The following is a 25,204-nucleotide window of genomic DNA, read 5'->3' on the forward strand; positions in this document are numbered from 1 at the left end:
CCATGCGCGACCAGACAACTGACCTAACTTGGCGCAAAACCGATCTGGGAGACGTGCCTGTTTCGACCCAGTTTGATGACCCGTATTATTCGCTGGATAACGGTTTGGCGGAAACGCGGCATGTGTTCTTGGATGGCAACGATCTGCCCGCGCGGTTTGGTGGGCATATTCACATTGCAGAGTTGGGATTTGGGACAGGACTGAATTTCCTGACGACAGTGCAGGCGTGGATCGACGCGGGTCGCAAAGGCACGTTCCATTTCACAAGTTTTGAAGGGTTTCCGCTGACAGCCGACGTAGCCCGCACCGCCCATGCAGCATTTACCGAATTGGGTGATCTCGCGCCGCAGCTGCTTTCGATTTGGGATGACGCGATGGAAGGCCCTGCGATTTACGCGCCGGGCGTCACGCTGGAAGTCATCACTGGCGATGTCCGTGAAACCTTGCCCGCGTGGGACGCGCAGGCCGACGCGTGGTTTCTGGACGGATTTTCGCCGGCCAAAAACCCCGAGATGTGGGGGGCAGACGTCATGCAATCCGTCGCCAATCACACCGCTCCACATGGTACAATCGCTACATATACGGCGGCAGGCCATGTCAGGCGGGCGCTGGAAGAGGCTGGTTTGACCGTCACGCGTACACCGGGCTTCGGCCGCAAACGTCATATGACCCGTGCTGTAAAAGACATCTGATGCAGTCCAATAATACGCGCCTTGGCATTCTGTACATGATTGCGACGACATTCGTCTTTGCCCTGCAAGACGGCATTTCGCGCCATTTGGCGGGCGAATACAACGTCCTGATGATCGTGATGATCCGCTATTGGTTTTTTGCTGCCTTCGTCATCGCCATTGCGCGCCGCCAAGCCGGGTCGATCAAGGCAGCGGCGGCGACCAAACAGCCCGCTTTGCAGATATTTCGTGGCCTTTTGCTGGGTGCCGAGATTTGCGTCATGGTCACGGGGTTTGTTCTGTTGGGACTTGTCGAAAGCCACGCGATTTTCGCAAGCTATCCGCTGATCGTTGCCGCCCTGTCCGGTCCGATCTTGGGTGAAGCTGTCGGGTGGCGCAGGTGGGCTGCGATTGGTGTGGGCTTCATCGGTGTGTTGATCATTCTGCAACCGGGTATCACCGTCTTTGCGCCCGCCGCGATTGTACCGTTGATCGCCGCTTTGATGTTTGCCCTGTATTCGCTGCTGACCCGTTATGCGGCGCGGAAAGACACCGCCGCCACCAGTTTCTTTTGGACAGGGACCGTCGGGGCAGTTTTACTGACCGCCATTGGTATTTCATCGTGGGAACCGATGACCACCCCTGATTGGGCGTGGATGTTGGCGCTGTGTATCACTGGCGCGCTTGGGCATTTCCTGCTGATCAAATGCTATGAAGTGGCCGAGGCCAGTGCCGTGCAGCCTTTCGCCTACCTGCAATTGGTCTTTGCCAGCACGATTGGGATCATCGTTTTTAGCGAAGTGTTAGAGCTTCACGTGGCAGTGGGTGCGGGTCTTGTCATCGCGTCGGGGCTGTTTACCGTTTGGCGGGCAAGGCAAGCTGCCAAGACCTAGTTACCCGGACGCGATATTGGTCTGATCCCCGGTACGCCATTTGGTGTTGGAATGGTGGCGGGTGCCGCGACCGCTGGCGCGTCAGACGTTGAAACGCTAAGCGGCTCTTCGACGGGCTGCGGCACCGGTCGGGTTTGCGGACGCACCAATGGCTTGTCCCCGACCAACAACGCCGTAAATGCGATAGGGCCGGTTTGTCCGGTCAAACGCGCACGATAGACGGGGATCGATTCAGTCACCCGCATGACGTAGTTGCGCGTTTCGCGGAACGGGATGTGTTCGATCCAGTCCACCACGTCCGCTTCACCGATCCGCGGATCGCCGCGCAGGTCCATCCATGACCACGGCCTGCTGGGGCCTGCGTTGTAACCGGCTGCGATCTGGACAGGTGAAAAGCCGAACTGGTCCTGCAGCACAGAAAGATACTTTGATCCAAGCTGGGCGTTGTAGGACCAATCGGATGTTAATCGCGCCTTGGAATAAGGGAGGTCCAAGAACCCTGCGACTTCTTGGGCCGTCGCCGGCATCAATTGCATCAGGCCCAGCGCCCCAACAGGGCTGCCTGCACCTGCGTTGAATTCGCTTTCACGCCGCGCAATCGCCAAGGACAATGCGGGTTCAACCGGTAGGTCCATGTCAGCGACACCGTGCATCGGGAAATAGGCGGATGGCACGATGATCCCCCGCGCCGCTGCCGCTTTGCCAAGCAGGACTGCGTAATATGACTGTTCCATCTCTTCCATCAAGGCCGCCAAACGCCCCGTGTCATTCGCGTCCAACTGTCGGCCGAGTTGCGCGAAGAACTGCGTGGCCAGCCCCCGTTCGCCCGCCTCAAGCAATGCAAGGGCGGCAATCACGAGTTCATTCTCTAAGACATCTGCGCCTTGCCAATCCCGCGCATCCGCCCGCCCCGTCAAAGCAGGATCAAGTGCCATGCCCAACTGTTCGCCCGCAAGCAATCCGTAGAAGCTGGTTTGATGATCCGACGCTTCGGCATAAGCCAGCGCCGCCGCATTTGCATCACCCAGCGCCTGATAGGCACGCCCGCGCCAGTATCCCGCACGTCCGAGCGAGATCGGCGTATCGACAACAGCCGCCATTGCGTCAAAATGAGACAACGCCAAGGTCGCATCATCGAAATAGCGCAGTGCGATGTAGCCCGACAACCATTCAAGATCGGCGTAAGAACTGCCTTCGGTCAGAAAATGGTTGGACGCGAGATCATAGGCGCTTTGAATACGACCTTCGCGCATTTCCCAACGCGCTAGAACGCGCCGCCAGCTGGACCACCGAAATGGTTCGCCCAATGCATCTGCAGACGTCGATCGACCTTTCAGGATCGCGATCGACTCTGTCCGTTCGCCATCGCTGGCAAGCCAGTTGTAACGGTCATAGGCCAATCCGGCGTTGGTCCGCAGTGCAGCAGGCACAGCAGCGATGGCGTCATTGATCCCGCGTTCACGAATGTAGGCGATCCGCGCCGCGACAAGTGCGGCCTGATCATCATCCAACAAAGGCATCATGCGCGCCGCTTCATCGGTCAGCCAGCGCCACAACAGATTGTCGGCACGTTCCACGTGATGGGGTGCAACCATGTCAGCGAAACCATCAAGAATGGCGGTTTGATCCTCAGCCAATAATCGCAGGTTCAGCCACGCCGCGATAATCACGCCTTCTGCTGCGTCAGGATCACCCTGCACAATCAGCGCTTCGGCAAGGCGCACCGCCCCTATTCCCGTTTCCGGCGTCCGGTCACCGAACCACGCGATGATGTCGGCGGCATCGCCACCTTTTTCAATCGCGCGTTCTGCTCTTGTATATAGTCGCGTTTGTCCGGGCCAATCCGGATGATTGTCTAGGAATGTGCGGTAATCAGCGAACGATCCGTTACCGTCACGCAATTGCATCCACGTCAGGACATCCCGCGACACGGCGTCATCGACGCTTTCAAAGGCGGCTTGATAGTCACCATCATCTGCCAATTGGATCGCAGCCACCAAGGCCGCGTCGCTGTCTTGTGCGACAGTCGCCGTTGCGCCGATGGCGATAGCAAGAGCAGATAGGATCAAACGCATGAATAAAGGCCTTTGGACAGGTGTATCATCAAAGTAAGTGTCTTAGGCTAATACACAATGCTGAACTTGTTCATCGGCGGAAAGCTGTCTAGGTTCCGCGCGACTTCAAATGGGGCGAATCTGCCCCTCGCACATAAGGAAATGCGTCATGATCACAGGGTCTCTTCCCGCGCTCGTCACGCCGTTTACGAACGGCCAGGTGGATCGTGATGCGCTCAAAAAGCTGGTCGATTGGCATATTGATCAGGGCAGTAACGGTTTGGTCCCTGTTGGTACAACCGGCGAAAGCCCGACACTGACCCATGCAGAACACGACGATGTTGTGCGGATCGTGGTCGAAGCGGCAGACGGCCGCATTCCGGTTATCGCCGGCGCAGGGTCAAACAACACGATTGAAACCGTGCGCCTTGTGAAAGCTGCGAAAGAAGCAGGGGCTGCGGCCGCGCTGGTTGTCAGCCCGTACTATAACAAGCCGACCCAAGCGGGTCTGATTGCACATTTCACGGCTGCCGCTGACTGCGGTCTGCCGATTATCTTGTACAACATCCCTGGTCGGTCCGTTGTAGACATCACACCAGCGACGATGGGCGAGCTTGCCAAGCACGACATGATCGTCGGCGTCAAAGACGCGACCGGCGATTTGGCACGTGTGCCACGCACGCGGATGACATGCGGAACAGACTTCGTCCAATTGTCCGGCGAAGACGCAACTGCGCTCGGCTTCAACGCGCATGGCGGCGTGGGCTGTATTTCGGTCACGGCGAACGTCGCACCTGCGCTTTGCGCGGAATTTCAGGCCGCGACGCTGGCTGGCGACTATCCAAAGGCGCTAGAATTGCTGGATCGGTTGATGCCCCTGCACGAAGCCATCTTCACAGAGCCCGGTTTGGTCGGCGCAAAGTATGGCATGTCCCTTTTGGGCCTATGCAGCGACGAAGTGCGCCTGCCTTTGGTTGGTTTGACGAACGAAACCAAAGCAAAGGTTAAATCCGCGATGCAATTCGCCGGTCTGATCGACTAGATTCGCCTTCAATTGCTCACGGCCACGCGAGCCGTTGAAGCAATCGCGCAACAAACAATCACGCGCCAGCGACGACATTGAAACAACCCCGCTTCACATTCTGGAGCGGGTTTTTTTTTCGTGATCATTGCTGTTTGGAATTGAAATAATTCTACCCGCAAAAAGCGCGAAAATGGCCTGTTCTGTGCGGCTTGGAAACGGCCGTTGTGCAGGGTTGCACGGAACTCGCCAAATGGTCGCCAAAAACAAAATCAAGGGAATCAGAGCATCAAATGCGTTCTCTTTTTCGTGACAGGGTGTCCCCTTCCCGAACCCCGTTTTTGATCCCATCTTCATCTCATCGAAACGCGGCAAGCTACTGTCGCTTCAAACAAATAACCGACCACCTCCCGGTCACACACATTAAAGGAACACGATCATGACTAACCTGAAAACAATCGTACTGGCAGCAGCTACAATCGCAGCAACAGCAACTACAGCATCAGCATACAACGCCTTCCCATTCGGTGAGACATTTGAACAGACTGACCAATTGCAGCTGGACTTCGTACAAGCTGACGGCGCTGGCACAGTTGAAATCTACGACTACTCAAACGGTGTACGTGGCGCACTTCTCGGTTCTGAAGAAATTCGTGGCGGCGTGAACACAAACGTCAAAGTTGACCTGGGTCTCGGCGCAAACAGCGACATCCTCGCAGTACTGAACGTCAACGGTTCAGAAGTGCTGACAAAAGACTACGACCGTCGCTAATCACGCCTTTTCCACCACTCACAACAGATAACGACCATTCGGTCACACACACATCAAAGGAATATGAAAATGACTAACCTGAAAACAATCGTACTCGCCGCTGCAACTATCGCTGCTACTGCAACAACAGCATCTGCTTACAACGCCTTCCCATTCGGTGAGACATTTGAACAGACTGACCAATTGCAGCTGGACTTCGTACAAGCTGACGGCGCAGGCACAGTTGAAATCTACGACTACTCAAACGGTGTACGTGGCGCACTGCTCGGTTCCGAAGAAATCCGTGGCGGCGTGAACACAAACGTCAAAGTTGACCTGGGTCTCGGCGCAAACAGCGACATCCTCGCAGTACTGAACGTCAACGGTTCAGAAGTGCTGACAAAAGACTACGACCGTCGCTGAAGCGACATTCTGGATCGGCCTTCGTCCCCGGGCCGATCCAGACCTTCTACCCACAAAACACCGTCCGCTTCCCCAGCGGGCGGTGTTTTTGTATTTATCCCCGCAACCAATCATCGGCGTATGCCACGTCGTCACAGCCACCAAATCGCGCCGCACGTCCGATTTCAGACTGAAGCCGCTTGATCCGACCAGCCCCCAGGCGCACGGATGGTTCCGGCCAGAGCGCGGTCACGACAAGCGTCACCCCTTGGCGTTTCATGTCGATCCGACCGATCAGCTGGTCACCTTCCATGACTGGAAAGACGTAATACCCGTATTGGCGCTTTGGCGCGGGCACGAAGATTTCGATGCGGTAGTGAAAGCCGAACAATCGCTCTGCCCGTTTCCGGTCACGCAAAGCAGGATCAAACGGCGACATGATCCGCACGCGTTGGGACAGGTCGGGAAGGTTTAGGTCATGTACATCGGGCCGCGCGAAACTGCGACGCAGCTTGCCGTCGACACCAGCGACATCCACCTCGATCACACGGCCATCTGCCAACGCAGCCTTACACCACGCCCGCGCCTCAGCGGGTGTCACCAGTGCAAAGAACGCTGCAATTTCACCGGATGTGGCAAATCCAAGCTTATCCAAGGCAAATCCACAGGCCCAATCGACCGTATCTTGTTCTGCCAAGCGGGCATTCAAATGCTCGGGCGGGATAACCCGCTCCGTCAGGTCGTAAATCTTGGTGAAGTTTTCGCGGCGTACCACCGATACCTGCCCTGATCGCCACAGGTATTCCAAAGCGGTCTTTGATGGATGCCAATCCCACCAGCCACCTTTGCCCCGTTCTTCGTCCGTCCCAACGTCGCCCGATGTACAGCAGCCATTTCCGTCGATGTGGCGCAAAACTTCGTCGATCTTCTTGGTGAAATCGTCGCGCCGCCATTCTTTCCAGCGACTTTCCAGCCAAGCCGCGTCGCGGGCAAATTTGAGCCGCCAGTGCATGAAATGATCCATTGAAATCGCGGACGCATCGTGGGTCCAATGTTCGAACACACCACGATCTTTGGTGAGCAGGTTTGACAGATGCGTCGGTCGATATTGTTGCCTGCGCGACCACATGATCAGGTCATGTGCCCGTGCGAATGTGTTCACGGAATCGAGCTGAACAAACCCTAGATCGTTCACGACCTCTTGCAAATCCGCCCCTTTGCCGACGCCAACGGGGGCTGTGACCAGCCCGTGCTTCGCCAAAAAGATATGGCGGGCCTTGGCATTTGGAATAACGGCTACGGTCACGGCTTCTTTTCCCGTTCGTTGCGCTGCTGCACACGGGCGAAACGCATTCCTTCGATCAAGACAGCCGTCAGCAGCCCGAAATTCAACAGCCCGTTAGCCGCGGCCATGCCCCCAAGAATACGCCATTCCGTCGGCAAGAGGATGTCACCAAAGCCCAAGGTCGTGAACGCAACCAGCGCGAAATAGACGGACGGTTCCAATGTCTCGAAGATGCCAAGACCCAAAAATGTCAGGGCCCAGAGCCAAACGCCGATGGTGATCTGACCGAGAATCCAAGTCGATACGGCAGCCAACACCATAAACATCTTTAGTCGGTGTGGTGGGCGGCCCAACCATTCTTTTGCGCTTCCCAGCAACATTTCCATGATCCAGTACCCAAGACTGGCGACACCGATGGACACCAGCAAAAGCAGGCTGCCGATGAAGATTTGTAGGAACATTGGTGGTCCGCCTTAAGGTCAACGTCAGTCGACACTCTGCCCAGACTGGCCTTGTAGAACAACACCCTATCGCCTATCTCAATGCGACCATGGCAAAGAACAAGAAACCCAAAGAAAAGACCAATTACAAAGTCATCGCCGAAAATCGGCGTGCCCGATACGATTATGCAATCGAGGAAGACCTTGAAGTTGGCATCATTCTTACCGGATCCGAGGTGAAATCGCTTCGGATCGGCCAGTCGAATATTGCCGAAAGCTATGCGTCAGTTGAAGATGACGAATTGTGGCTGACCAACGCCTATATCGCCCCCTACGAGGCCGCGATGTTCCCGCATGAAGTCCGGCGCAAGCGCAAGCTGCTTTGCAAACGGCGCGAGCTGATCAAGATGTCGAATGCGACCAACCGCGAGGGCATGACGCTTGTCCCGCTGGTGATGTATTTCAACGACAAAGGCATGGTGAAGCTCAAGATCGCCACCGCCAAGGGTAAAAAGAACCACGACAAGCGGGCCACCGAAGCAAAACGCGACTGGGGCCGTCAGAAGCAACGTCTTTTGCGGCACGGGGAATAACGCATACATTCTCCCATCTGGCGTTATTCCAAATCCGTGTTAACGTTCCGTCCATAAATTGTGCAATACGCGCAATAGATAAAGGACCGGGGACTATGGAAACACTTATTACACAGCTTATCGCGGGTGCTGTTGGCGGTAACGCTGCAGGCGCAGGCGTTAAATCTGCCTCTATGGGCACAACAATGAACTCTATCGTCGGCCTGATCGGTGGCCTTGGCGGCGGTCAGATCCTTGGCATGCTGACAGGTGGCGCTGCGGTTGCTGGCGAAGCAGCTGCACCAGGTGGCGGTCTTGGCGACATCATCGGGTCTGCCGTTGGTGGTGGTGCCGGTGGCGCAATCCTGACTGCCGTTGTTGGTATGATCAAAAACAAAATGGCTGGTTAATCTTTAACCGCTTTCGATTTCGGGCGTCCCATTGGGGCGCCCTTTTTCGTTTTGGGCCAATGTTTGCTTGTCAGTACACGCCTGTCCCTATAATCACGGCCTCGATCTTTGCGGAGGCCCTATCATGACCGACGACCCACAAACTCTTGTCAGCGCCGACTGGCTTGCGGCACATCTCAAAGATTCCGATCTGCGTATTTTCGACGCCACGTGGTTCCTGCCTGGCATGGAACGCGACGCAAAAGCCGAATACGCCGCAGGTCACATTCCCGGTGCGCGGTTCTTTGACATCGACGAAATCGCAGATCTGCGGTCTGAATTGCCACATATGGCCCCGCCGGTTGAAAAGTTCATGTCGCGGATGCGGGCAATGGGTGTGGGTGACGGTCATCAGGTTGTGGTCTACGACGCGCTTGGTCTATTTTCGGCGGCCCGCGTGTGGTGGTTGTTCCGCTTGATGGGCCAAAAGAACATTGCCGTGCTTGATGGCGGCCTGCCGCAATGGATGGCAGCAGGACACCCGATCACCAAAGACAAACCAACGATCCGCGACCGCCACATGACCGTGACCCCGCGCAACGAGATGGTGAAGGACGTGACCCAAGTGGCCCGCGCCGCAAAGCTGGGCGACTACACGATCATCGACGCACGCAGCGCAGACCGTTTCCGTGGTGAGGCAGACGAGCCCCGCGAAGGGATGCGCAAAGGCCATATTCCGGGATCGGTGAACGTTCCCTTTACAACGCTGTTGAACACCGACGGCACGATGAAAGACCCTGACGGCATCCGTGCCGTCTTTCATACGGCAGAGGCTGACCTGACGAAGCCTGTGATCACCACTTGTGGCTCAGGTGTGACAGCCGCCGTACTGGCGCTGGCTCTCGAACGGATCGGCAAAACCGATCACGCACTTTACGACGGCTCATGGTCCGAATGGGGCATGTACGCCGATCTCCCGATACAAACCGGATAAATACAATGCTTGAAGCACTTAAAGCCCAACCTGCCGATAAAATCCTTGCCTTGATGGCCGCCTACAAGGCCGACCCGCGCGACACCAAAGTTGATCTTGGCGTCGGCGTTTACAAAGACGCATCAGGCAACACGCCTGTCATGCGGGCCGTGAAAGCTGCCGAAAAGCGAATTTTGGAAGACCAGTCATCCAAAGCCTACACAGGTCTTGCTGGTGATCCTGCCTTTGGCAACGCGATGATCGACCTCGTGCTGGGCGACGCCGTTGCGCGTGACCGGATCGCTGCCGTCGCCACACCGGGTGGCACAGGTGCCATTCGTCAGGCGCTAGAGCTGATCAAAATGGCAGCCCCTGATGCAACCGTGTGGTTGTCGAACCCGACATGGCCAAACCACCCGTCGATCATCAAATACCTCGGCATGAAAATGGCTGAGTACCGGTATTTCGACAACGATACACGCGGCGTCGATTTCGCGGGCCTCATGGAAGACCTCGGCACTGTGCCAGCAGGCGACGTGGTTCTGATCCACGGCTGCTGCCACAACCCAACAGGCGCAAACCTGACAGCGGATCAATTGGCAGAGGTCATCACCCTGCTGAAATCTCGCGGTGCGATCCCAATGGTGGATATCGCCTACCAAGGTTTCGGCGACGGTCTGGACGACGACGCGGCAGCGACACGCAAAATTGCGTCTTCCTTTGATGAGGTTCTGATCGCGGCGTCTTGTTCCAAGAACTTTGGCATCTACCGCGAACGGACCGGCATCCTGATGGCGATTTCTGCGACTGCCGACGCGCAGCCGCTGACCCAGCAAACATTGCAGTTCTTGAACCGCCAGAACTATTCCTTCCCGCCAGATCACGGCGCACGCGTTGTGACAACTATCCTGAACGACCCAGAACTGCGGGCCGATTGGGAAGCGGAACTGGAAGAAACACGCAATGGCATGCTGGCTCTGCGTCAACAGCTGGCCGATGAACTGAAACGCCTGACAAATTCAGACCGTTTCAGTTTTCTTGCCGATCACCGTGGCATGTTCTCGCGTCTTGGCACCACACCAGAGCTGGTTGAAAAACTGCGGGCCGACCACGGCATCTACATGGTTGGCGATAGCCGCATGAACATCGCGGGTCTGAACGAAAAAACGGTCCCGATACTCGCCAAAGCGATTGTCGACGCGGGCATCTAAAACAAGCGGGGCGGGCCATAACGGTACCGCCCCTTTTCTTTTGGCCGCAAATATCCCCGCCGGAGGCATCTAAGGATGAAATGACACTGCATCGCAGCGTCAAAATGCTGCGCTCGCAAAATGCGTCTTGCCAACCATCGCGCAACATTCTACCCATTGAGCACCTCAAAACGAAACTTTGCTGCTCAAAGGATCATGCATGTCATTCCGCCTGCAACCAACGGCCCCTGCACGCCCGAACCGCTGCCAGCTCTTCGGGCCGGGATCGAATACGAAACTATTCCCGAAAATGGCGGCGTCCGACGCAGACGTCATCAACCTCGACCTCGAAGATTCCGTGTCCCCATCTGACAAAGACGCCGCGCGCGCCAATATCATCGAAGCGATCAACACGATCGAATGGAACACGAAATACCTGTCCGTGCGGATCAATTCACTCGACACACCGTATTGGTATCGCGACGTGGTAGACCTGCTCGAACAGGCTGGCGACCGCATCGACCAGATCATGATCCCAAAGGTCGGGTGCGCGGCCGATGTCTATGCCGTCGACGCCCTGATCACTGCAATTGAACGCGCGAAAGGCCGGACGAAACAAGTGTCCCTTGAGGTCATCATCGAATCTGCCGCCGGCATTGCACACGTCGAAGAAATCGCGGCGTCTTCCCCGCGCTTGCAAGCGATGAGCCTCGGTGCCGCAGATTTTGCGGCGTCTATGGGCATGCAAACAACCGGAATCGGCGGAACGCAAGAAAACTACTACATGCAGCACGGTGAAAACCGCCACTTCTCGGACCCTTGGCACTGGGCACAAGCCGCTATTGTAGCAGCCTGCCGGACCCATGGCATCCTGCCTGTGGATGGACCATTCGGGGATTTCTCGGACGACGAAGGGTTCCGCGCGCAGGCAAAACGGTCAGCCACGCTCGGCATGGTCGGCAAATGGGCCATCCATCCGAAGCAAATCGCGTTGGCGAACGAAATCTTCACACCATCAGATGAAGCCGTCGCCGAAGCCCGCGAAATCCTCGCGGCAATGAAGGACGCAACAGCAAGGGGCGAAGGTGCAACCGTCTACAAAGGTCGTCTTGTCGACATCGCATCCATCAAACAGGCCGAAGTGATCGTCGCGCAATCCGAACTGATTGCAGGCTAATACCTACGGGATGGCGGGAGGGGTGTCGGCGCAGCCGCACGTCTCCCTGCCAACCCGTGCTCAAACCATTGCAACTCCCCCACATCACACCCTATATCTGACGCAACGAAACATAAGGCGCGTCATGACCCAATATCTTGAGTTTGAAAAACCACTGGCCGAGATCGAAGGCAAAGCTAACGAGCTGCGCGCCATGGCACGCGAGAATCCGGAAGCCGATGTTGAAAAAGAAGCGGCACAGCTTGATCAAAAAGCCGTTGATCTGCTGGACCAGCTTTATGCAAACCTGACACCTTGGCGGAAATGCCAAGTGGCGCGTCATCCTCAACGCCCGCATTGCCAAGACTACATCGACGCCATTTTCACCGAATACACGCCGCTGGCTGGTGACCGGAACTTTGCCGACGATCACGCCGTCATGGGCGGCATTGCTCGTCTGGATGGGCGTCCCGTAATGGTAATTGGCCATGAAAAAGGCAACGACACCAAATCCCGCATTGAACGTAACTTCGGTATGGCCCGCCCCGAAGGGTATCGCAAAGCGATCCGTTTGATGGATATGGCCGACCGTTTTGGTCTTCCTGTCATCACCCTTGTCGACACACCCGGTGCATATCCGGGCAAAGGCGCCGAAGAACGTGGTCAATCCGAAGCAATTGCGCGGTCTACCGAGAAATGCCTCGACCTGTCCGTTCCGCTGATTTCCGTTGTGATTGGTGAAGGCGGGTCAGGTGGCGCTGTTGCTTTTGCCACAGCGAACAAAGTCGCGATGTTGGAGCATTCGATCTATTCCGTGATCAGCCCCGAAGGCTGTGCATCCATTCTATGGAAAGACGCGGGCAAAGCGAATGAAGCGGCAGAAGCATTACGCCTAACCGCACAAAACCTGCACGAAATGGGCGTCTGCGATATGATCATCGCCGAACCCAAAGGTGGCGCGCATCGTGCCAGCAAAGATGCGATCGCATCCGTTCAATCCGCGTTGATCGCAATGGTCGATGATCTGGCGAAGCTTCCAGCCGATGAAGTACGTAAAGCGCGCCGTCAGAAATACCTTAATCTCGGCTCTAAAGGGTTGGCTGCCTAAATCATGCATGCCCTGCGCGGACATTGGCAGCTGATCGTCCTGATCGGCCTTGTGTTCGCGTTGTGGCCCACGCCTGTCATCATACCGTTGAAGATTCTGATCGTGTTCCTGCATGAACTTTCCCATGCGGCGATGACTGTTTTCACTGGCGGTGATGTGCTGAGCCTTACCATTTCCGCTGATCAAGGCGGGGCTGTTTGGTCACGCGGCGGCAACCGTTTCCTCACGCTGACAGCGGGCTATCTGGGGTCGTTACTGATCGGGCTGGCCCTGCTGATCGCGGCCACGCGTTCACACGCAGACCGGATCATCATGGGCCTGTTTGGTGCATTGATGTTGCTGGTGACCGCGCTTTATATCCGCGACGGTTTCGCGATCCTGTTTTGCGTCGGTACTGGGGCGGCCATGCTCGCCACTGCGCGGTTCCTACCCCATGACGTCAATGATCTGATCCTGCGGGTGATCGGCCTGACGAGTATGATCTACGTGCCCTACGACATTTTCAGCGACACGATCCAACGGTCCAATCTGCGGTCAGACGCACGGATGCTCGCCGAGGAATTTGGCGGAGCAACGGTGGTGTGGGGCGGTATTTGGTTGGTGATCAGTCTTGTCGTGATCGGGGTTAGCCTGTGGCGCGGCCTTGGTCCTGCGTCGAACATCACATTCGGCAAGACCAGCTAGATTACCACATCGTCTTTGCGGCACGCGGTGCCCATTCCGCATCATAGGCAGCGCCATCAAAGCCCGCTTCAACCTCTGCCAACATGTCGCCTACCGTTGGTAAACCCGCGCTTTCATCGCCCGATGTCCATGTCTTGGCCCGCATCAGGGCGCGGGCGCATTGGCTATACACTTCGGCAATGGTGATCACGATTACGGACCGCGGTTTGCGCCCCTTGTCTGAAAAACCGTCCAAAACATCAGGATCAGCCGTCACAATCGCCGTTCCGTTCACGCGGATCACATTGTTTGATCCCGGCACCATGAACATCAGGCTGACACGTCCGTCACTAACAATGTTGCGCAGGCTATCCATCCGGTTGTTGCCGCGCCAATCCGGCATCAACAGCGTCTTCGCATCTGCAATCCGAGCGACAGGGCCATCATCCCCACGCGGCGATGCATCGGTACCCGCATCCCCCACAGTGCTGAGAATACAGAACCGAGATCGTTCGATCCAAGCTGCATAGGTCGAGATCAGATGGTCCGTGACCTTGATCACTGACGCCTTGCCCGGCGCGCCATACAACGCTTCGAGCGATGCAATATCGGTGATTTGATCAGGCTTTTTCAATTGGAACAAATCCCGCTTCAGCGTTCAGGCGATTAGATGCCGCTTCGATCCGCGTCTCAATCAGCTCCATGAATTCCTTTTGTGGCAGACCCGGTTTGATTTCCTCAAGAAATTCGACCACTGCTGTCCCCGGTTTGCGGTAAACGCCACGCTTTGGCCAGAACACACCGATATTCAGCGCAACTGGCACGCAAGACTGACCAAGCTGGCGGTACAACGCGCCCGTCCCTGTCTTGTATTTCGCATCCACACCGGGTGCGACGCGCGTGCCTTGCGGGTAAATGATCAACTGACCGGGCTGTGCGGCACCTGCTTTTACATCAGCGAGCATTTTGATGATTGCAGCGCCCCGTTTGCCGCGATCAACCGGAATACAGCCGACACGCAGGCCGAACCAACCCAAGATCGGCGCATACATCAGGATGCGTTTCATGATGAATTTGCCGCGCGGCACCGCCCCGTAGATCGCCAGAACATCCAGAAACGACTGATGCTTCGCTGCGATCATCGTTTCATGCGTTGGCGGCGTGCCGCGGTATTCGATCTTTAGGCCGATCATCCAGCGCGCCATCCAGATAATTGTGTGGCAGTACAGGTGGCAGGCATAAACCGCTGCCCGCGACGAAAACAAAACAAACGGTGCCCACAAGATACCGATGACAGCCATCACCACATACATGCTGAGGTTAAACACAAGGGAACGGACCCATTGGATAGCGTAACTCATGATTGTTCCTTCAACATGCGCAAGGCGGCCATGCGCGTCGCAATAAAGGCGGATATGCCGCCGATGAGTGGGATCACCAGCGGAAATACCCACTGGATGCCCTGAAAGCCAAGACCGGTCAGAAAACCGCCAGCGGCATCCGCGCTTGGCAACAACAAGACTGCACCAAGACCCAATAGCGTGCCAATCGCAGCCCCACCAAGCCCGCGTAGGGTGAAACGCCGCACAAACGCACGGGCGATATAGGTATCTTTTGCGCCTACCAGCCGCATCACGCGGATCACTTGCGCGTTGGCGGCCAAGGCCGCTTGCGCAGCCAAGGTGATCAAAGCGACCATAGATGCCCCGATCAGCAGGATCGCGACCCAACCGAGACTGCGTAGACGCGATGCGGCTTCGATCAGTGGCTCGCGCCAGCGCGTGTGGTCATCCAATACGGCACCCGGTACTTCGGCCTGCAAACGTGCCCGTAGCCCGGCCGCGTCATATCCGTCGCCGTCTTCGACGATCTCGACCAGTTGCGGGATCGGCAATGTGTCCAGCGGCAAGCCGGGGCCGAACCATGGCTCTAGCAACGCTTCTTGTTCTTCGGGCGTCAATGCGCGCGCGGACCCCACGCCGGGGGTGGTTTCAAGCACGGTAATCGCGGCTTGCAGCTGGGCGGCAGCCTGATCTTCTGGTGCGGAAATACGCAATGTCGATGTACGGGCCAGTTCCGCCCCCCACCGATCCGCCAGACGACCTGTGGCCAAGGACAACGCCAACGCGAATACGGCCAGAAACGCCATCGCGCCTGCCGTGAAGACAGTTAGACGCGCGGTGAACCCTGTGGGGGGCACCGTCCGGTCCGCTTGGGCGTCACCAACGAGCAGATCGAAAATCTTGCGCAACTTGTTCATAGTTCCGCCCCCGCCTGCAGCAACTGGCCATCCTTTAAACGTAACACGCGTGCGGCAACCTGCGACTTAGCCGTCCGGATCAGGTTCAGGTCGTGGGTCGCAATCAGAACTGTTTTGCCCATCCGGTTCAGTTCAACCAACAACGTCAGCAACCGCTGCGACATTTCCCAATCCACGTTGCCTGTGGGTTCATCTGCGATAATCACATCCGGTGACATAATGACGGCGCGCGCCAAAGCAGCCCGCTGACGTTCGCCCCCGGACAGTTCCGGCGGCAACTGATCCATTTGCTTTGTCAAACCAACCCAGCCAAGCAGATCCGTCAGGTTTTCCATCAGATCAAACCTGTCGGATACGGTCAGCGGCAAGGCGATGTTTTCTGCAATCGACAGGTGATCCAAGAATTCGCAGTTCTGATGAACCACCCCGATACGCCGACGGATCATTGCAACCTGATCGCGATCCAACGCAGTAGCTGGCGTGTCAAAAACCCGAACTTCGCCTTCTGTGGCTTGCAGTGCGCCGTAGCACAGTTTGAGCAAAGTGGTCTTCCCAGCCCCAGACGGTCCGGTCAGAAAATGAAAAGAACCGGGTTCCAACGTCAGGGTCAATTGAGAGAAAAGTTTTGCCCCGCCATAGTGGTAGGCGACGTTATCAAGTGCAATCACACGAACTTTCCTTTTCCCGGTTGGGATGTGTATTGCCCAAAACTGCAACAGGTTTCAATCAATTCGCGTCCAACTTCGTTGCAAATCATTGGCCTTTCGCGCTGTGATTGATAATTGTTGGTTAACACTCACAAGTCTAACTGCCGTTTGTTGGCAGAAGGAAAACATCCATGCGGCTAATTTGCCCAAATTGTGGCGCCCAATACGCGGTTGCCGATGACGCAATTCCCAGCGGTGGCCGGGACGTGCAATGTTCGAATTGTCAGCACACGTGGTTTGAAACACCAGGTGCGTCGGCGAATGACACGCCACCGGAACCACGGAAGATCACGCCACCACCCGCGCCAGAACGCCCAGCGGCAGAACGCCCTGCGGCAGATGCTGACAAGTTCAGTGGATCCATTGATGATGCTTTCAAAAATGTGTCTGACGACGACAATCTCGCACCTGCACCGCAACCACCAAAGAACCGCAAACCTGTGGATCCGTCGGTTGCGGATATCTTGCGTGAAGAAGCTGCACTTGAAGCCGCACAACGTAAATCCGAATCCACGGTGAGCATGGAAAGCCAGTCTGATCTTGGCCTCAGCGATCCTGTACCTGCGCCGATCAAAGCCCCAGAACCGACGCCGGACGTCGCACCAACGGCCGAAGATCATGATGCGACAGCCACCGCAAAAACGGCAAGCACAGCTGCAAGTGCCGCTGCTGCTGCCCATGCATCCCGTCGTGATTTGCTGCCAGACATCGAAGAAATCAATTCGAGCCTGCGTTCGGATGCAGAACGCGCAGAAGACGGAACAGCCGTTCCAGCCGTAGCCGCAGAAGCCAACCGCAAAAGTTTCCGGCGCGGTTTCATCTCGGTTTTGCTGATTATCATGGTGCTTGTGCTGATCTACGTGCAGGCGAACCGGATCGCCGCGGCAGTTCCAGCACTTGCTGGCGCATTGCAAAGCTACGTGGATGCTGTCGATGTTGCCCGCATTTGGTTGGACGACAACGTGCAGGCCATGTTGACAGCAATCGCCACCGAATAGCGGCCTCTATCAGAAACGGTCGAGAAGGCGGCGCAGGTAATCGCGTTCGATTTCCGGTCGTTCCTGATCGGCACTGCGACGACGCAATTCATCAAGCAGTTCTTCGGCGCGGCGATAAACATCACCGCCTTGCAACATGCCTTCGTCTGTTCCGAACTGACCGCCCTCTGATCCCATTTCGCGGCCTAACGGGTCGCGCTGGGATTGTTCGGCACGTTGGGTCGCCCCACCGTCTTGTTCGCCTTGACCGGGTTCTTCGGATTGGTTTTCGGCCAATGCACGGCTGAGTGACCGCATCCCGTTGCGCAATGCGTCCAGCGCTTCAGCTTGGCGGTCAATCGCTTCGGCAAGGTTGCCTTGACCCAATGCTTCTTCCGCACCTTCCATTGCCCGTTCAGCGCGGTTCAACGAATTCTCTGCGATTTCGCCGGCCTCACCATCAAGCGACGGCAGCGCACCACGCTGACGTTCCAGTTCATCGCGCAGGGCCTGCTGCCGTTCGGCCAGCGACCGCCCGTCTTCGGCACCTGAACCTTCGCCACCAGACCCCTGATCATCTTGACCGCCACCTTGGCTGTCCTCGCCAACACCTTGACCTGATCCTTGCTGACCATCTTGACCCGGCTGGTTCTGCGACTGACCTTGTTGGCCCTGTTGCTGTCCCTGCTCACCACCTTGCGGTTGCTGTTGACCAGGTTGCTGACCTTGCTGCTGGCCGTTTTCGGCTTGCTGGCGTTCTGGATTAGACCGTTCCTGCAATTCGCGGAACGCATCATCGGACAGTTCTTCCTGCTCGCGCAGCGTATCTTCGAGGTCTTCCATCGCCTGCTGACCCGGCGTGCGTGGGCCATTGCCGCTGCCGTCACCTTGGGTGATGCGCATATTTTCAAGCATCTGGTTCAGCTGTTCCATCAGTTCGGCAGCTTCGGCCATGCGGCCTTCTTCCATTAGTTCTTGGATGCGGTCCATCATTGCCTGCAGTTCGTCGCCAGACAGTTCTTGAGTGTTTTCCGAATTATCCGCCTGATCTGTCCCGTCTTCATTCGGGTCCATTTCTTCGGCAAGCAGTTGCATGTATTGATCAGTCGCTTCGCGCAATTCCTGCATCAGCTCTGCAATTTCTTCGTCCGACGCACCATCGCGCATCGCCTCGGCCAGCCGTTCTTGGGCGCGGGCGAGCCGTTCGCGGGCATCGGCAAGTGTGCCATCCTCCAGCTGAATGGCGAGATCCCAAAGTGCGGTCACGACTTCTGTCTGACCTTCCTCGGTGATCCCGTCGTCCACGAATCCATCAAGCTGGCGAATGATCGCGCGCATCCGCAAATATGTTGTCTCGTTCGAAAACAACCCTTCGGGGCGGTGCGAAATCGCTTTCATCACATCCGTAATCCGCGACACGTTATCACGTGACCACATCAGGTCGCGGCGCTGTTCGATGATAGATTTCGCGAACGGCTGGAAAAACCGGCGACCGGGCAGGATCAACGGCTCGGACGGGCTTTGCGCCGTTTGACCAGCGGCGTCTGTGACTTCCAAGGTCATGGTCACAGGCAAATTCGCGAGCGGGTGTTCGGACAAATCATCAACGAGGAATTCTTCGAAATCAGTTCGGTCGCCCGTGAACGGCATCGGCAGGTCCAACACCAGCGTTTCGAATCCATCAGGATCGACGGCCAAACCATGACGCCGATCAACAGCATCAAGATCAAGCGCGATGGTAGCTGTGCCGGATACGACACCGTAATCATCCATCCCCAAGAACGGTTGGGACATTTCGCCCATCGCGTCTGATTCAATCGGTCCGGTTAGTTCAACCAACGGCGGCTGATCGGCAACCACAAGCAGGTTCCAAACGATGCCATTGTCACCCTCAACTGCAAGCGTACCATCTTGCACGGCAACGAATTGCTGCTGTGTTTCGGGTTCTTCATCTGGGTTAGCCACCGTGCCAGAAACGGTTTCCGCAACGGTCAAAGCGCCTACTTCCCCGTAAAGCCGGATCGTGATTTGCGACCCTTCCGGCACGCGCAGCACGCCTTCGGGAATGTCGTTCAGGTAGATTGAAGGCTTGCCCGTATATGCAGGTGGCTCGACCCACCCTTCCCAGACAGGGCCAGTGGCAAGCGTTTGGCCCGTTGGTTCAACCAATGTGCCAACCCGGAGCACCGACCCGAAAAGCAATGCAACAACAAAGAACAGCAGCGCGATAAAGCGCAGCCCGTATGGGTCGCGGTCGGAAATGCGCAGATCAGGTTCGACAAAGGTCGCCTGTTTGGTGCGGTCTTCCATGCGGGCGACGTGGGCTTTCCACACGGCTTCGGATTCGGGATCGCCAGCGCCAATGGCTTGGGTATCGGCAATCGCGGCGATGGGCCGTCCGGGCAACGCTGCATCAACGCGCGCAACGGCGGCTTCCCGCGCTGGCATTTTGAACCGACGCAGGCCCCAGATAAACGCCACAATCAGGAATGCGACACCGACGGTGCCCAAACCCCAAAGCCAAGGACGCGTCAGAAGATCGTGCCAGCCAAACATCAGCGGTGCGATCAACACAAACAGCACCGACCAGAACGGCCAGAACGCCCGCGTCACGCCTTCGGCAACCATACCCAAACGGGTCACGGCGATTGGAAACGCCAAGTGGCGCATTTGGTCAGGGGCTGTCGGGCGCTGTGTCAGGGTATCGGGTCCTTTTATCTGACCCTTACCTTAACGGATCAGAGCCATGTTGGAAGCGTATCGCGTGCAATCATCTCTTCATAGGTAGGGCGTGCGCGAATAACCGCAAATTGATCGCCATTCACCAGAACTTCGGGGATCAACGGACGCGAGTTATATTCGGACGCCATCACAGCGCCGTAAGCACCAGCTGACCGAAACGCGATCAGATCGTCGGCTTTGACTTCGGTCATGACGCGACCTTTGGCAAAGGTGTCACCGCTTTCACAAACAGGGCCGACGATATCGTATTTCGCAGGCTCCGCGCCCGGCACCGATTCGATGATTGGGTCGATGTCGTGGTAGGCTTCGTACATTGCAGGACGGATCAGATCGTTCATCGCGCCGTCGATGATCATAAACTGACGGTCTTCGCCTTCTTTGATGTAGATGACTTTGGACACGAGCAGTCCAGCGTTGCCTGAAATCAGACGACCCGGTTCAATCTCGATCTCGCAACCAAGGTGCCCAACGGTCCGTTTGATCAGCTCACCATATTCGGACGGCAACGGCGGGGCCTCGTTGGACCGCGCGTAAGGGATACCAAGACCGCCGCCCAGATCAAGACGCGTGATTTCGTGACCATCCGCGCGCAGCGTTTCGGTCAGTTCAGCAACCTTCAGATAGGCGGCTTCGAACGGAGCCAAGTCAGTCAACTGCGACCCGATATGCACGTCGATCCCGATGACCTTCAGGCCCTTCAGTTTCGCGGCCATCGCGTAAACTTCGCGGGCGCGGCTGATCGGAATACCGAATTTGTTCTCGGACTTGCCGGTCGCGATCTTGGCGTGGGTCTTTGCATCAACATCAGGGTTCACGCGGACGGTAATCGGGGCCACAACACCCAAATCCTGTGCCACACGGTCGAGCACGATCATTTCCGGTTCGCTTTCGACGTTGAACTGGCGAATACCACCTTCCAAAGCCATGCGCATTTCATCAACGGTTTTGCCAACACCGGAAAAAACGATCTTGTCGCCCGGAACGCCGGCCGCCTTTGCGCGGAAATATTCACCGCCAGACACCACGTCCATGCCAGCGCCAGCATCGGCTAAAACTTTGATGATCGCCTGATTGGACAGGGATTTCATGGCAAAGCATACCAGATGATCCAAACCATCCAGCGCATCATCGAATAATTTGAAGTGACGGGTCAGGGTCGCGGTCGAATAAACATAAAACGGCGTGCCGACGCTTGCCGCGATTTCAGCGACAGGAACGTCTTCAGCGAACAATTGTCCATCGCGATACAGAAAATGATCCATGGGCCCGACCTTTCAAACAGATTCCGCGTCTATTACCAGATTCCGTGTGAAGCCCAAGCGCCTATTCTTTCATCGCGTCAGAGAAAATTCGCCGTTCTGATCACATTTTTACGACTTGGGGGTGCATTCAGAAATGAGAGGATTAAGTGGAGGCTATATTCGACGTAATGTTTCGTGAGTCCCATTTTTCGCCCCGAAGGTTTCCACGATGGAACAGCCGCCCCGTCAGTCCCTATTTTGGATTGCGTCATATCCGAAATCTGGCAACACATGGCTTCGCGTTTTTCTCGCCAACTATTTGCTTGGCGGCGAAGATCCCTTGCCGATCAATTCGGTCGGCAAGCTTGGCTATGCAGACGCGGACGCCCGCCACTATGAACGCGCCAACGGCGGAGATTACGATCTGGCTGATGCGGCCAAGACGGTCGCTTTGCGCAATAGGTTCCTGCTGAGAACTGCGATCACCGGACCGAAGGTGGCGCTTGTCAAAACCCACAATTACAACAGTACAATTAACGGTACGCCTTTGATCCCCGCCCCGTACACGCGCGGTGCCATCTACGTTGCGCGCCACCCCGGCGATGTGGCGATTTCATTCGCCAGCCACTACGGATTAAGCATCGACGAAGCAATTGAGCGGATGCGCGAACATAACGCCGTCGTCGGCGGGTCCCAAGGCACGGCACTGCAGTTCACATCCGATTGGTCGTCTCACGTGCAAAGCTGGGCGGGTGCCAAGACCCACAACGTGCGCGTCATTCGTTATGAAGACATGCATGATACACCAGTCGAAACTTTCGGCCGCGTCCTGCGCCATATCGGTGTGGCCGTGGATAAGGCGAAGTTAGCACGTGCGATCAATAACTCGCGTTTCGAGGAACTGAAACGTCAGGAAAAAGCGGACGGATTCACCGAAAACACGGAACACCAGCCACGCTTTTTCCGCAAAGGAATTGCAGGGGCTTGGCGCGATATCCTGACGGCCGATCAAATCAAGACAGTGGCCCGCGACCACGGCAATGCCATCAAGGCGCTAGGCTACAGTTAAGTTTTGTGTGCGGACCGGAAATAAAGGTAAAGCGGCAAACCGCAGCTGACACCGATACAGAATGTTGCAGGGATCGCCAGAAGTCTGATCCACTCACGGGTTTGCATGACCTCAACGACAATCCAGATTGTCAGCGTCACCGCCGCAATGGTCAGATCCCAAACAAGCCCCGAACTGGCCGCGTTCGCGTGCCATGCATCAACCATCGCCATGATGTCCCAGCCGTTCGTCTGAAACCATTGGACGAAATAATACATCGGGTGGATTGCACCCCAGATCGCCAGTGCCAGCCAAATCATTCGCATCGTCACAACTCCAGCCTTAGGTCATCGCCGCCAAATGGTTCGCGCAGCTGTTCAGGTCGTAAACTGTCGCTATCGACGTCAAAAACAAGGGCTGCATCGTCACATCCTGCTAACAACAAGCACATGGCGACGACGCGGATCATGACCTAGTTCAAAGACGAGTTTTGGCTCACCCCAAGCGAAAATGTCCCGTTCGACAGGCCTAGGCTATTGCCGACAGACACGCCGCCAGACCCGACCGAAAGGCTTGTGCTACCTGACGGGCGCAACGGTGCGCCGTTGGCCCCGCATCCCGCAAGACCCACAGCAACAACCATCAGCACAACAATTTTCATCCCAATTCGTCCTTCCACCGTGCGGCCTGCGCCCGCACGTTTGCAGGGGCTGTGCCGCCAAAGCTGGTGCGCGACGCGACAGAGTTCTTCACACCCAGCACGTCAAACACCGATTGTGTGATATCTTGGTGGACCGACTGCATGTCGGCTAGGGACAATTCCGGCAGGTCGCAAGATTTCGCCTCTGCCATCGCAACCAGTGATCCGGTGACGTGATGTGCATCGCGGAACGGCAGGCCCAATTCGCGGACCAGCCAATCGGCCAAATCCGTCGCGGTGGAGAACCCCGTCGCGGCGGCGGCTTCCAATGACGGAACGTTGGCTTCCATATCGGCAACCATACCTGCCATTGCGGCCAGCGCGAGGAACAAATTGTCAGCGGCGTCGAACACTTGCTCTTTGTCTTCCTGCATGTCCTTAGAATAGGTCAGCGGCAGTCCCTTCATCACGGTCATCAGCGCAACATTCGCCCCGAAAATCCGGCCGATCTTGGCACGGATCAGTTCAGCGGCGTCAGGGTTACGCTTTTGCGGCATGATCGACGATCCGGTGGACCATTTGTCGGACATTTTCACGAACCGGAACTGGGCAGAGGACCAGATCACCAGTTCTTCGGCCAAGCGGGACAAGTGCATCGCAGTGATCGAAGACGCAGCAAGGAATTCCAATGCGAAATCACGATCAGACGTTGCATCCAGCGAATTGGACATAGGCCGATCAAACCCAAGCGCCTGCGCCGTCATGTCACGATCAATCGGGAACGACGTTCCGGCCAAAGCAGCAGCCCCCAATGGCGATGTATTCATCCGCTTGCGTGCATCCGCAAAACGGGACCGGTCACGGGCGAACATTTCGACATAGGCCAGCATGTGGTGGCCCCACGTGACAGGCTGCGCGACCTGCAGGTGCGTGAAACCAGGCATGACCCAGTCGGCACCAGCTTCGGCTTGGCCCAACAACGACTTCATCAACGTTTCAAGTGCTGCATCAGCCGCGTCACATTGGTCACGGACCCATAGACGGAAATCGACGGCAACCTGATCGTTCCGCGACCGACCCGTGTGCAAACGACCAGCCGGTTCGCCGATCAAATCTTTCAGCCGCGCTTCGACATTCATGTGAATATCTTCGAGCGCGGTGGAAAACGGAAATTCTCCGGTTTCAATCTCTGACAACACCGTGAGCAGGCCTTCACGGATCGCATCGGCGTCGTTATCCGTAATGATGCCTGTGGCGGCCAACATGGCGGCATGGGCACGTGAACCAGCAATGTCTTGGGCAGCTAGACGTTGATCGAACCCGATGGATGCGTTGATCGCTTCCATAATGGCGTCCGGTCCAGCGGCGAAACGGCCACCCCACATTGTGTTCGCGGATTTGGTCATGAGAAAGGAAGCCCCGTGCTGAATTTGAAATCTGCCTTGCTTTATACGGCCCTTGGTCTGCTTGCAAATACCGCCATGGCGGATGTCAGCACATTTGAAGCGCTGCGCGAGGGCGATATGCGCAAGCTGAACTTTCATTCCGAGCCGAAACCAGCATCTGATGAAACATTTGTCGGTGAAGACGGAAGCGAAATGACCTTTGACGCATACGAAGGCCAATTCGCGGTGGTCAACTTTTGGGCCACATGGTGTGCCCCTTGTCGGGCCGAAATGCCGCAACTTGCAGACCTGCAAGACCAGCTTGGCAGCGACGAATTTTCTGTTGTCACTATTGCGACCGGCCGCAACCCACGCCCCGCGATGGAACGGTTCTTTGACGAAATTGAAGTCGACAACTTGCCACTGCACGCAGATCCCAGATCGACATTGGCCCGCGACATGGGGGTTTTAGGCCTGCCAGTGACCCTTATCCTTGATCCCGAAGGCCGCGAAATCGCGCGACTTCAAGGCGACGCGCACTGGAATAGCGACAGCGCAATTGCCATCCTCGAGGCGATCATGGCGCAAGAGTAACAATCCCTGATTGTCGCTTTACTGTCATTATCAGCATGATAC

28 protein-coding genes are annotated in these 25,204 nt (G+C 56.5%); 15 read left to right on the plus strand and 13 right to left on the minus strand.

What is annotated here, in order from left to right; all coding sequences use genetic code 11:
* Positions 1-2: 2 nt before the first annotated feature.
* Together mnmD and MWU61_RS11475 are read left to right on the plus strand one after the other, a co-directional pair.
* Positions 3-692, plus strand: coding sequence for a tRNA (5-methylaminomethyl-2-thiouridine)(34)-methyltransferase MnmD (gene mnmD / locus MWU61_RS11470; RefSeq protein ID WP_247128510.1), 690 nt, complete (start codon positions 3-5; stop codon positions 690-692).
* Entirely contained in the window at positions 692-1,564 is an 873-nt protein-coding gene (locus MWU61_RS11475) for a DMT family transporter (protein ID WP_247128511.1), read from the plus strand. The genes mnmD and MWU61_RS11475 overlap by 1 nt, the downstream gene beginning before the upstream one ends.
* Here the strand turns inward: MWU61_RS11475 and MWU61_RS11480 are convergent.
* Positions 1,561-3,639, minus strand: coding sequence for a lytic transglycosylase domain-containing protein (locus tag MWU61_RS11480; protein ID WP_247128512.1), 2,079 nt, complete (start codon positions 3,637-3,639; stop codon positions 1,561-1,563). The genes MWU61_RS11475 and MWU61_RS11480 overlap by 4 nt on opposite strands.
* Before the next feature lie 148 nt (positions 3,640-3,787).
* On the opposite strand from MWU61_RS11480, the gene dapA reads away from it, so the two are divergent.
* The 3 genes from dapA to MWU61_RS11495 all read left to right on the plus strand — a co-directional run bounded on the left by dapA (position 3,788) and on the right by MWU61_RS11495 (position 5,813).
* Positions 3,788-4,660 carry a 4-hydroxy-tetrahydrodipicolinate synthase gene (dapA, locus tag MWU61_RS11485; protein WP_247128513.1) on the plus strand — a complete coding sequence of 291 codons (873 nt, stop codon included), beginning with the start codon at positions 3,788-3,790 and terminating at the stop codon, positions 4,658-4,660.
* Positions 4,661-5,078: 418 nt separating this feature from the next.
* On the plus strand, positions 5,079-5,411 hold the full coding sequence (locus tag MWU61_RS11490; protein ID WP_247128514.1) for a hypothetical protein: 333 nt from the start codon (positions 5,079-5,081) through the stop codon (positions 5,409-5,411).
* Between the two features lie 69 nt (positions 5,412-5,480).
* A complete protein-coding gene (locus tag MWU61_RS11495) occupies positions 5,481-5,813 on the plus strand; it encodes a hypothetical protein (protein WP_247128514.1) in 333 nt (110 codons plus the stop codon).
* A 94-nt stretch (positions 5,814-5,907) separates the two neighbouring features.
* On the opposite strand, the gene MWU61_RS11500 is transcribed toward MWU61_RS11495, so the two are convergent.
* Positions 5,908-7,098, minus strand: a complete 1,191-nt coding sequence (locus tag MWU61_RS11500) for a crosslink repair DNA glycosylase YcaQ family protein (protein WP_247128515.1) — start codon at positions 7,096-7,098, stop codon at positions 5,908-5,910.
* Entirely contained in the window at positions 7,095-7,538 is a 444-nt protein-coding gene (locus tag MWU61_RS11505; RefSeq protein ID WP_247128516.1) for an ion channel, read from the minus strand. Before MWU61_RS11505 ends, MWU61_RS11500 begins: the two co-directional genes overlap by 4 nt.
* Positions 7,539-7,627: 89 nt before the next feature.
* Here MWU61_RS11505 and smpB point away from each other — a divergent pair, with 89 nt between their 5' ends.
* The 7 genes from smpB to MWU61_RS11540 all read left to right on the plus strand — a co-directional run bounded on the left by smpB (position 7,628) and on the right by MWU61_RS11540 (position 13,589).
* Complete coding sequence (gene smpB, locus MWU61_RS11510; protein ID WP_247128733.1) at positions 7,628-8,110, plus strand: SsrA-binding protein SmpB; 483 nt, start codon at positions 7,628-7,630, stop codon at positions 8,108-8,110.
* A gap of 95 nt (positions 8,111-8,205) precedes the next feature.
* Positions 8,206-8,499, plus strand: coding sequence for a hypothetical protein (locus tag MWU61_RS11515; RefSeq protein WP_247128517.1), 294 nt, complete (start codon positions 8,206-8,208; stop codon positions 8,497-8,499).
* Between the two features lie 124 nt (positions 8,500-8,623).
* Complete coding sequence (gene sseA / locus MWU61_RS11520) at positions 8,624-9,472, plus strand: 3-mercaptopyruvate sulfurtransferase (protein ID WP_247128518.1); 849 nt, start codon at positions 8,624-8,626, stop codon at positions 9,470-9,472.
* Positions 9,473-9,477: 5 nt separating this feature from the next.
* Positions 9,478-10,662, plus strand: a complete 1,185-nt coding sequence (locus MWU61_RS11525; RefSeq protein ID WP_247128519.1) for an amino acid aminotransferase — start codon at positions 9,478-9,480, stop codon at positions 10,660-10,662.
* Between the two features lie 199 nt (positions 10,663-10,861).
* Complete coding sequence (locus tag MWU61_RS11530) at positions 10,862-11,818, plus strand: L-malyl-CoA/beta-methylmalyl-CoA lyase (RefSeq protein WP_247128520.1); 957 nt, start codon at positions 10,862-10,864, stop codon at positions 11,816-11,818.
* Between the two features lie 124 nt (positions 11,819-11,942).
* A complete protein-coding gene (locus MWU61_RS11535) occupies positions 11,943-12,905 on the plus strand; it encodes an acetyl-CoA carboxylase carboxyltransferase subunit alpha (RefSeq protein ID WP_247128521.1) in 963 nt (320 codons plus the stop codon).
* 3 nt (positions 12,906-12,908) lie between these two features.
* Positions 12,909-13,589, plus strand: a complete 681-nt coding sequence (locus tag MWU61_RS11540) for a M50 family metallopeptidase (protein ID WP_247128522.1) — start codon at positions 12,909-12,911, stop codon at positions 13,587-13,589.
* A gap of 1 nt (position 13,590) precedes the next feature.
* On the opposite strand, the gene MWU61_RS11545 is transcribed toward MWU61_RS11540, so the two are convergent.
* Genes MWU61_RS11545 through MWU61_RS11560 form a run of 4 tightly spaced genes read right to left on the minus strand, consistent with a single transcriptional unit; the run spans position 13,591 to position 16,496 of the window.
* Positions 13,591-14,202 carry a pyridoxamine 5'-phosphate oxidase family protein gene (locus tag MWU61_RS11545; RefSeq protein WP_247128523.1) on the minus strand — a complete coding sequence of 204 codons (612 nt, stop codon included), beginning with the start codon at positions 14,200-14,202 and terminating at the stop codon, positions 13,591-13,593.
* On the minus strand, positions 14,189-14,929 hold the full coding sequence (locus MWU61_RS11550) for a lysophospholipid acyltransferase family protein (RefSeq protein WP_247128524.1): 741 nt from the start codon (positions 14,927-14,929) through the stop codon (positions 14,189-14,191). The genes MWU61_RS11545 and MWU61_RS11550 overlap by 14 nt, the downstream gene beginning before the upstream one ends.
* Entirely contained in the window at positions 14,926-15,828 is a 903-nt protein-coding gene (locus tag MWU61_RS11555) for an FtsX-like permease family protein (protein WP_247128525.1), read from the minus strand. Before MWU61_RS11555 ends, MWU61_RS11550 begins: the two co-directional genes overlap by 4 nt.
* Positions 15,825-16,496 (minus strand): ATP-binding cassette domain-containing protein, encoded by a 672-nt coding sequence (locus MWU61_RS11560; protein WP_247128526.1) that lies wholly within the window; start codon positions 16,494-16,496, stop codon positions 15,825-15,827. Before MWU61_RS11560 ends, MWU61_RS11555 begins: the two co-directional genes overlap by 4 nt.
* A gap of 170 nt (positions 16,497-16,666) precedes the next feature.
* Between MWU61_RS11560 and MWU61_RS11565 the strand changes: the two genes are divergently transcribed.
* Complete coding sequence (locus MWU61_RS11565) at positions 16,667-17,533, plus strand: zinc-ribbon domain-containing protein (RefSeq protein ID WP_247128527.1); 867 nt, start codon at positions 16,667-16,669, stop codon at positions 17,531-17,533.
* Between the two features lie 9 nt (positions 17,534-17,542).
* Here MWU61_RS11565 and MWU61_RS11570 read toward each other — a convergent pair whose 3' ends face one another.
* Both MWU61_RS11570 and lysA read right to left on the minus strand, forming a co-directional pair.
* Positions 17,543-20,182: a DUF4175 domain-containing protein gene (locus tag MWU61_RS11570; RefSeq protein WP_247128528.1), complete on the minus strand. Its 2,640-nt coding sequence runs from the start codon at positions 20,180-20,182 to the stop codon at positions 17,543-17,545.
* A 68-nt stretch (positions 20,183-20,250) separates the two neighbouring features.
* The gene (gene lysA / locus MWU61_RS11575; RefSeq protein WP_247128529.1) at positions 20,251-21,516 is read right to left on the minus strand and encodes a diaminopimelate decarboxylase; all 1,266 of its coding nucleotides are present in this window, start codon (positions 21,514-21,516) and stop codon (positions 20,251-20,253) included.
* A gap of 208 nt (positions 21,517-21,724) precedes the next feature.
* On the opposite strand from lysA, the gene MWU61_RS11580 reads away from it, so the two are divergent.
* On the plus strand, positions 21,725-22,564 hold the full coding sequence (locus MWU61_RS11580; RefSeq protein WP_247128530.1) for a sulfotransferase domain-containing protein: 840 nt from the start codon (positions 21,725-21,727) through the stop codon (positions 22,562-22,564).
* On the opposite strand, the gene MWU61_RS11585 is transcribed toward MWU61_RS11580, so the two are convergent.
* From MWU61_RS11585 to argH, 4 genes are read right to left on the minus strand one after another with little or no spacing between them, the layout of a single operon-like run.
* Entirely contained in the window at positions 22,561-22,869 is a 309-nt protein-coding gene (locus MWU61_RS11585; protein WP_247128734.1) for a DUF2834 domain-containing protein, read from the minus strand. The two genes, MWU61_RS11580 and MWU61_RS11585, sit on opposite strands and share 4 nt — an antisense overlap.
* A 2-nt stretch (positions 22,870-22,871) precedes the next feature.
* Positions 22,872-23,012, minus strand: a complete 141-nt coding sequence (locus tag MWU61_RS11590) for a hypothetical protein (RefSeq protein WP_247128531.1) — start codon at positions 23,010-23,012, stop codon at positions 22,872-22,874.
* A gap of 3 nt (positions 23,013-23,015) precedes the next feature.
* Positions 23,016-23,204, minus strand: coding sequence for a hypothetical protein (locus MWU61_RS11595; RefSeq protein WP_247128532.1), 189 nt, complete (start codon positions 23,202-23,204; stop codon positions 23,016-23,018).
* Positions 23,201-24,589, minus strand: coding sequence for an argininosuccinate lyase (argH, locus tag MWU61_RS11600; protein WP_247128533.1), 1,389 nt, complete (start codon positions 24,587-24,589; stop codon positions 23,201-23,203). Before argH ends, MWU61_RS11595 begins: the two co-directional genes overlap by 4 nt.
* Positions 24,590-24,604: 15 nt before the next feature.
* Here argH and MWU61_RS11605 point away from each other — a divergent pair, with 15 nt between their 5' ends.
* Positions 24,605-25,162, plus strand: coding sequence for a TlpA disulfide reductase family protein (locus tag MWU61_RS11605; protein ID WP_247128534.1), 558 nt, complete (start codon positions 24,605-24,607; stop codon positions 25,160-25,162).
* Positions 25,163-25,204: the final 42 nt, after the last annotated feature.

The sequence above is a fragment of the Loktanella sp. F6476L genome (assembly GCF_023015725.1).
Classification (GTDB): Bacteria; Pseudomonadota; Alphaproteobacteria; order Rhodobacterales; family Rhodobacteraceae; genus Yoonia.

Bases quoted from the DNA above. Each gene is read 5' to 3' on its own strand.
- mnmD (WP_247128510.1), top strand. From the start codon at position 3: ATGCGCGACCAGACAACTGACCTAACTTGGCGCAAAACCGATCTGGGA.
- MWU61_RS11475 (WP_247128511.1), top strand. From the start codon at position 692: ATGCAGTCCAATAATACGCGCCTTGGCATTCTGTACATGATTGCGACG.
- MWU61_RS11480 (WP_247128512.1), bottom strand. From the start codon at position 3,639: ATGCGTTTGATCCTATCTGCTCTTGCTATCGCCATCGGCGCAACGGCG.
- dapA (WP_247128513.1), top strand. From the start codon at position 3,788: ATGATCACAGGGTCTCTTCCCGCGCTCGTCACGCCGTTTACGAACGGC.
- MWU61_RS11490 (WP_247128514.1), top strand. From the start codon at position 5,079: ATGACTAACCTGAAAACAATCGTACTGGCAGCAGCTACAATCGCAGCA.
- MWU61_RS11495 (WP_247128514.1), top strand. From the start codon at position 5,481: ATGACTAACCTGAAAACAATCGTACTCGCCGCTGCAACTATCGCTGCT.
- MWU61_RS11505 (WP_247128516.1), bottom strand. From the start codon at position 7,538: ATGTTCCTACAAATCTTCATCGGCAGCCTGCTTTTGCTGGTGTCCATC.
- smpB (WP_247128733.1), top strand. From the start codon at position 7,628: ATGGCAAAGAACAAGAAACCCAAAGAAAAGACCAATTACAAAGTCATC.
- MWU61_RS11515 (WP_247128517.1), top strand. From the start codon at position 8,206: ATGGAAACACTTATTACACAGCTTATCGCGGGTGCTGTTGGCGGTAAC.
- sseA (WP_247128518.1), top strand. From the start codon at position 8,624: ATGACCGACGACCCACAAACTCTTGTCAGCGCCGACTGGCTTGCGGCA.
- MWU61_RS11525 (WP_247128519.1), top strand. From the start codon at position 9,478: ATGCTTGAAGCACTTAAAGCCCAACCTGCCGATAAAATCCTTGCCTTG.
- MWU61_RS11530 (WP_247128520.1), top strand. From the start codon at position 10,862: ATGTCATTCCGCCTGCAACCAACGGCCCCTGCACGCCCGAACCGCTGC.
- MWU61_RS11535 (WP_247128521.1), top strand. From the start codon at position 11,943: ATGACCCAATATCTTGAGTTTGAAAAACCACTGGCCGAGATCGAAGGC.
- MWU61_RS11540 (WP_247128522.1), top strand. From the start codon at position 12,909: ATGCATGCCCTGCGCGGACATTGGCAGCTGATCGTCCTGATCGGCCTT.
- MWU61_RS11550 (WP_247128524.1), bottom strand. From the start codon at position 14,929: ATGAGTTACGCTATCCAATGGGTCCGTTCCCTTGTGTTTAACCTCAGC.
- MWU61_RS11555 (WP_247128525.1), bottom strand. From the start codon at position 15,828: ATGAACAAGTTGCGCAAGATTTTCGATCTGCTCGTTGGTGACGCCCAA.
- MWU61_RS11565 (WP_247128527.1), top strand. From the start codon at position 16,667: ATGCGGCTAATTTGCCCAAATTGTGGCGCCCAATACGCGGTTGCCGAT.
- MWU61_RS11570 (WP_247128528.1), bottom strand. From the start codon at position 20,182: ATGCGCCACTTGGCGTTTCCAATCGCCGTGACCCGTTTGGGTATGGTT.
- lysA (WP_247128529.1), bottom strand. From the start codon at position 21,516: ATGGATCATTTTCTGTATCGCGATGGACAATTGTTCGCTGAAGACGTT.
- MWU61_RS11580 (WP_247128530.1), top strand. From the start codon at position 21,725: ATGGAACAGCCGCCCCGTCAGTCCCTATTTTGGATTGCGTCATATCCG.
- MWU61_RS11585 (WP_247128734.1), bottom strand. From the start codon at position 22,869: ATGCGAATGATTTGGCTGGCACTGGCGATCTGGGGTGCAATCCACCCG.
- MWU61_RS11590 (WP_247128531.1), bottom strand. From the start codon at position 23,012: ATGATCCGCGTCGTCGCCATGTGCTTGTTGTTAGCAGGATGTGACGAT.
- MWU61_RS11595 (WP_247128532.1), bottom strand. From the start codon at position 23,204: ATGAAAATTGTTGTGCTGATGGTTGTTGCTGTGGGTCTTGCGGGATGC.
- argH (WP_247128533.1), bottom strand. From the start codon at position 24,589: ATGACCAAATCCGCGAACACAATGTGGGGTGGCCGTTTCGCCGCTGGA.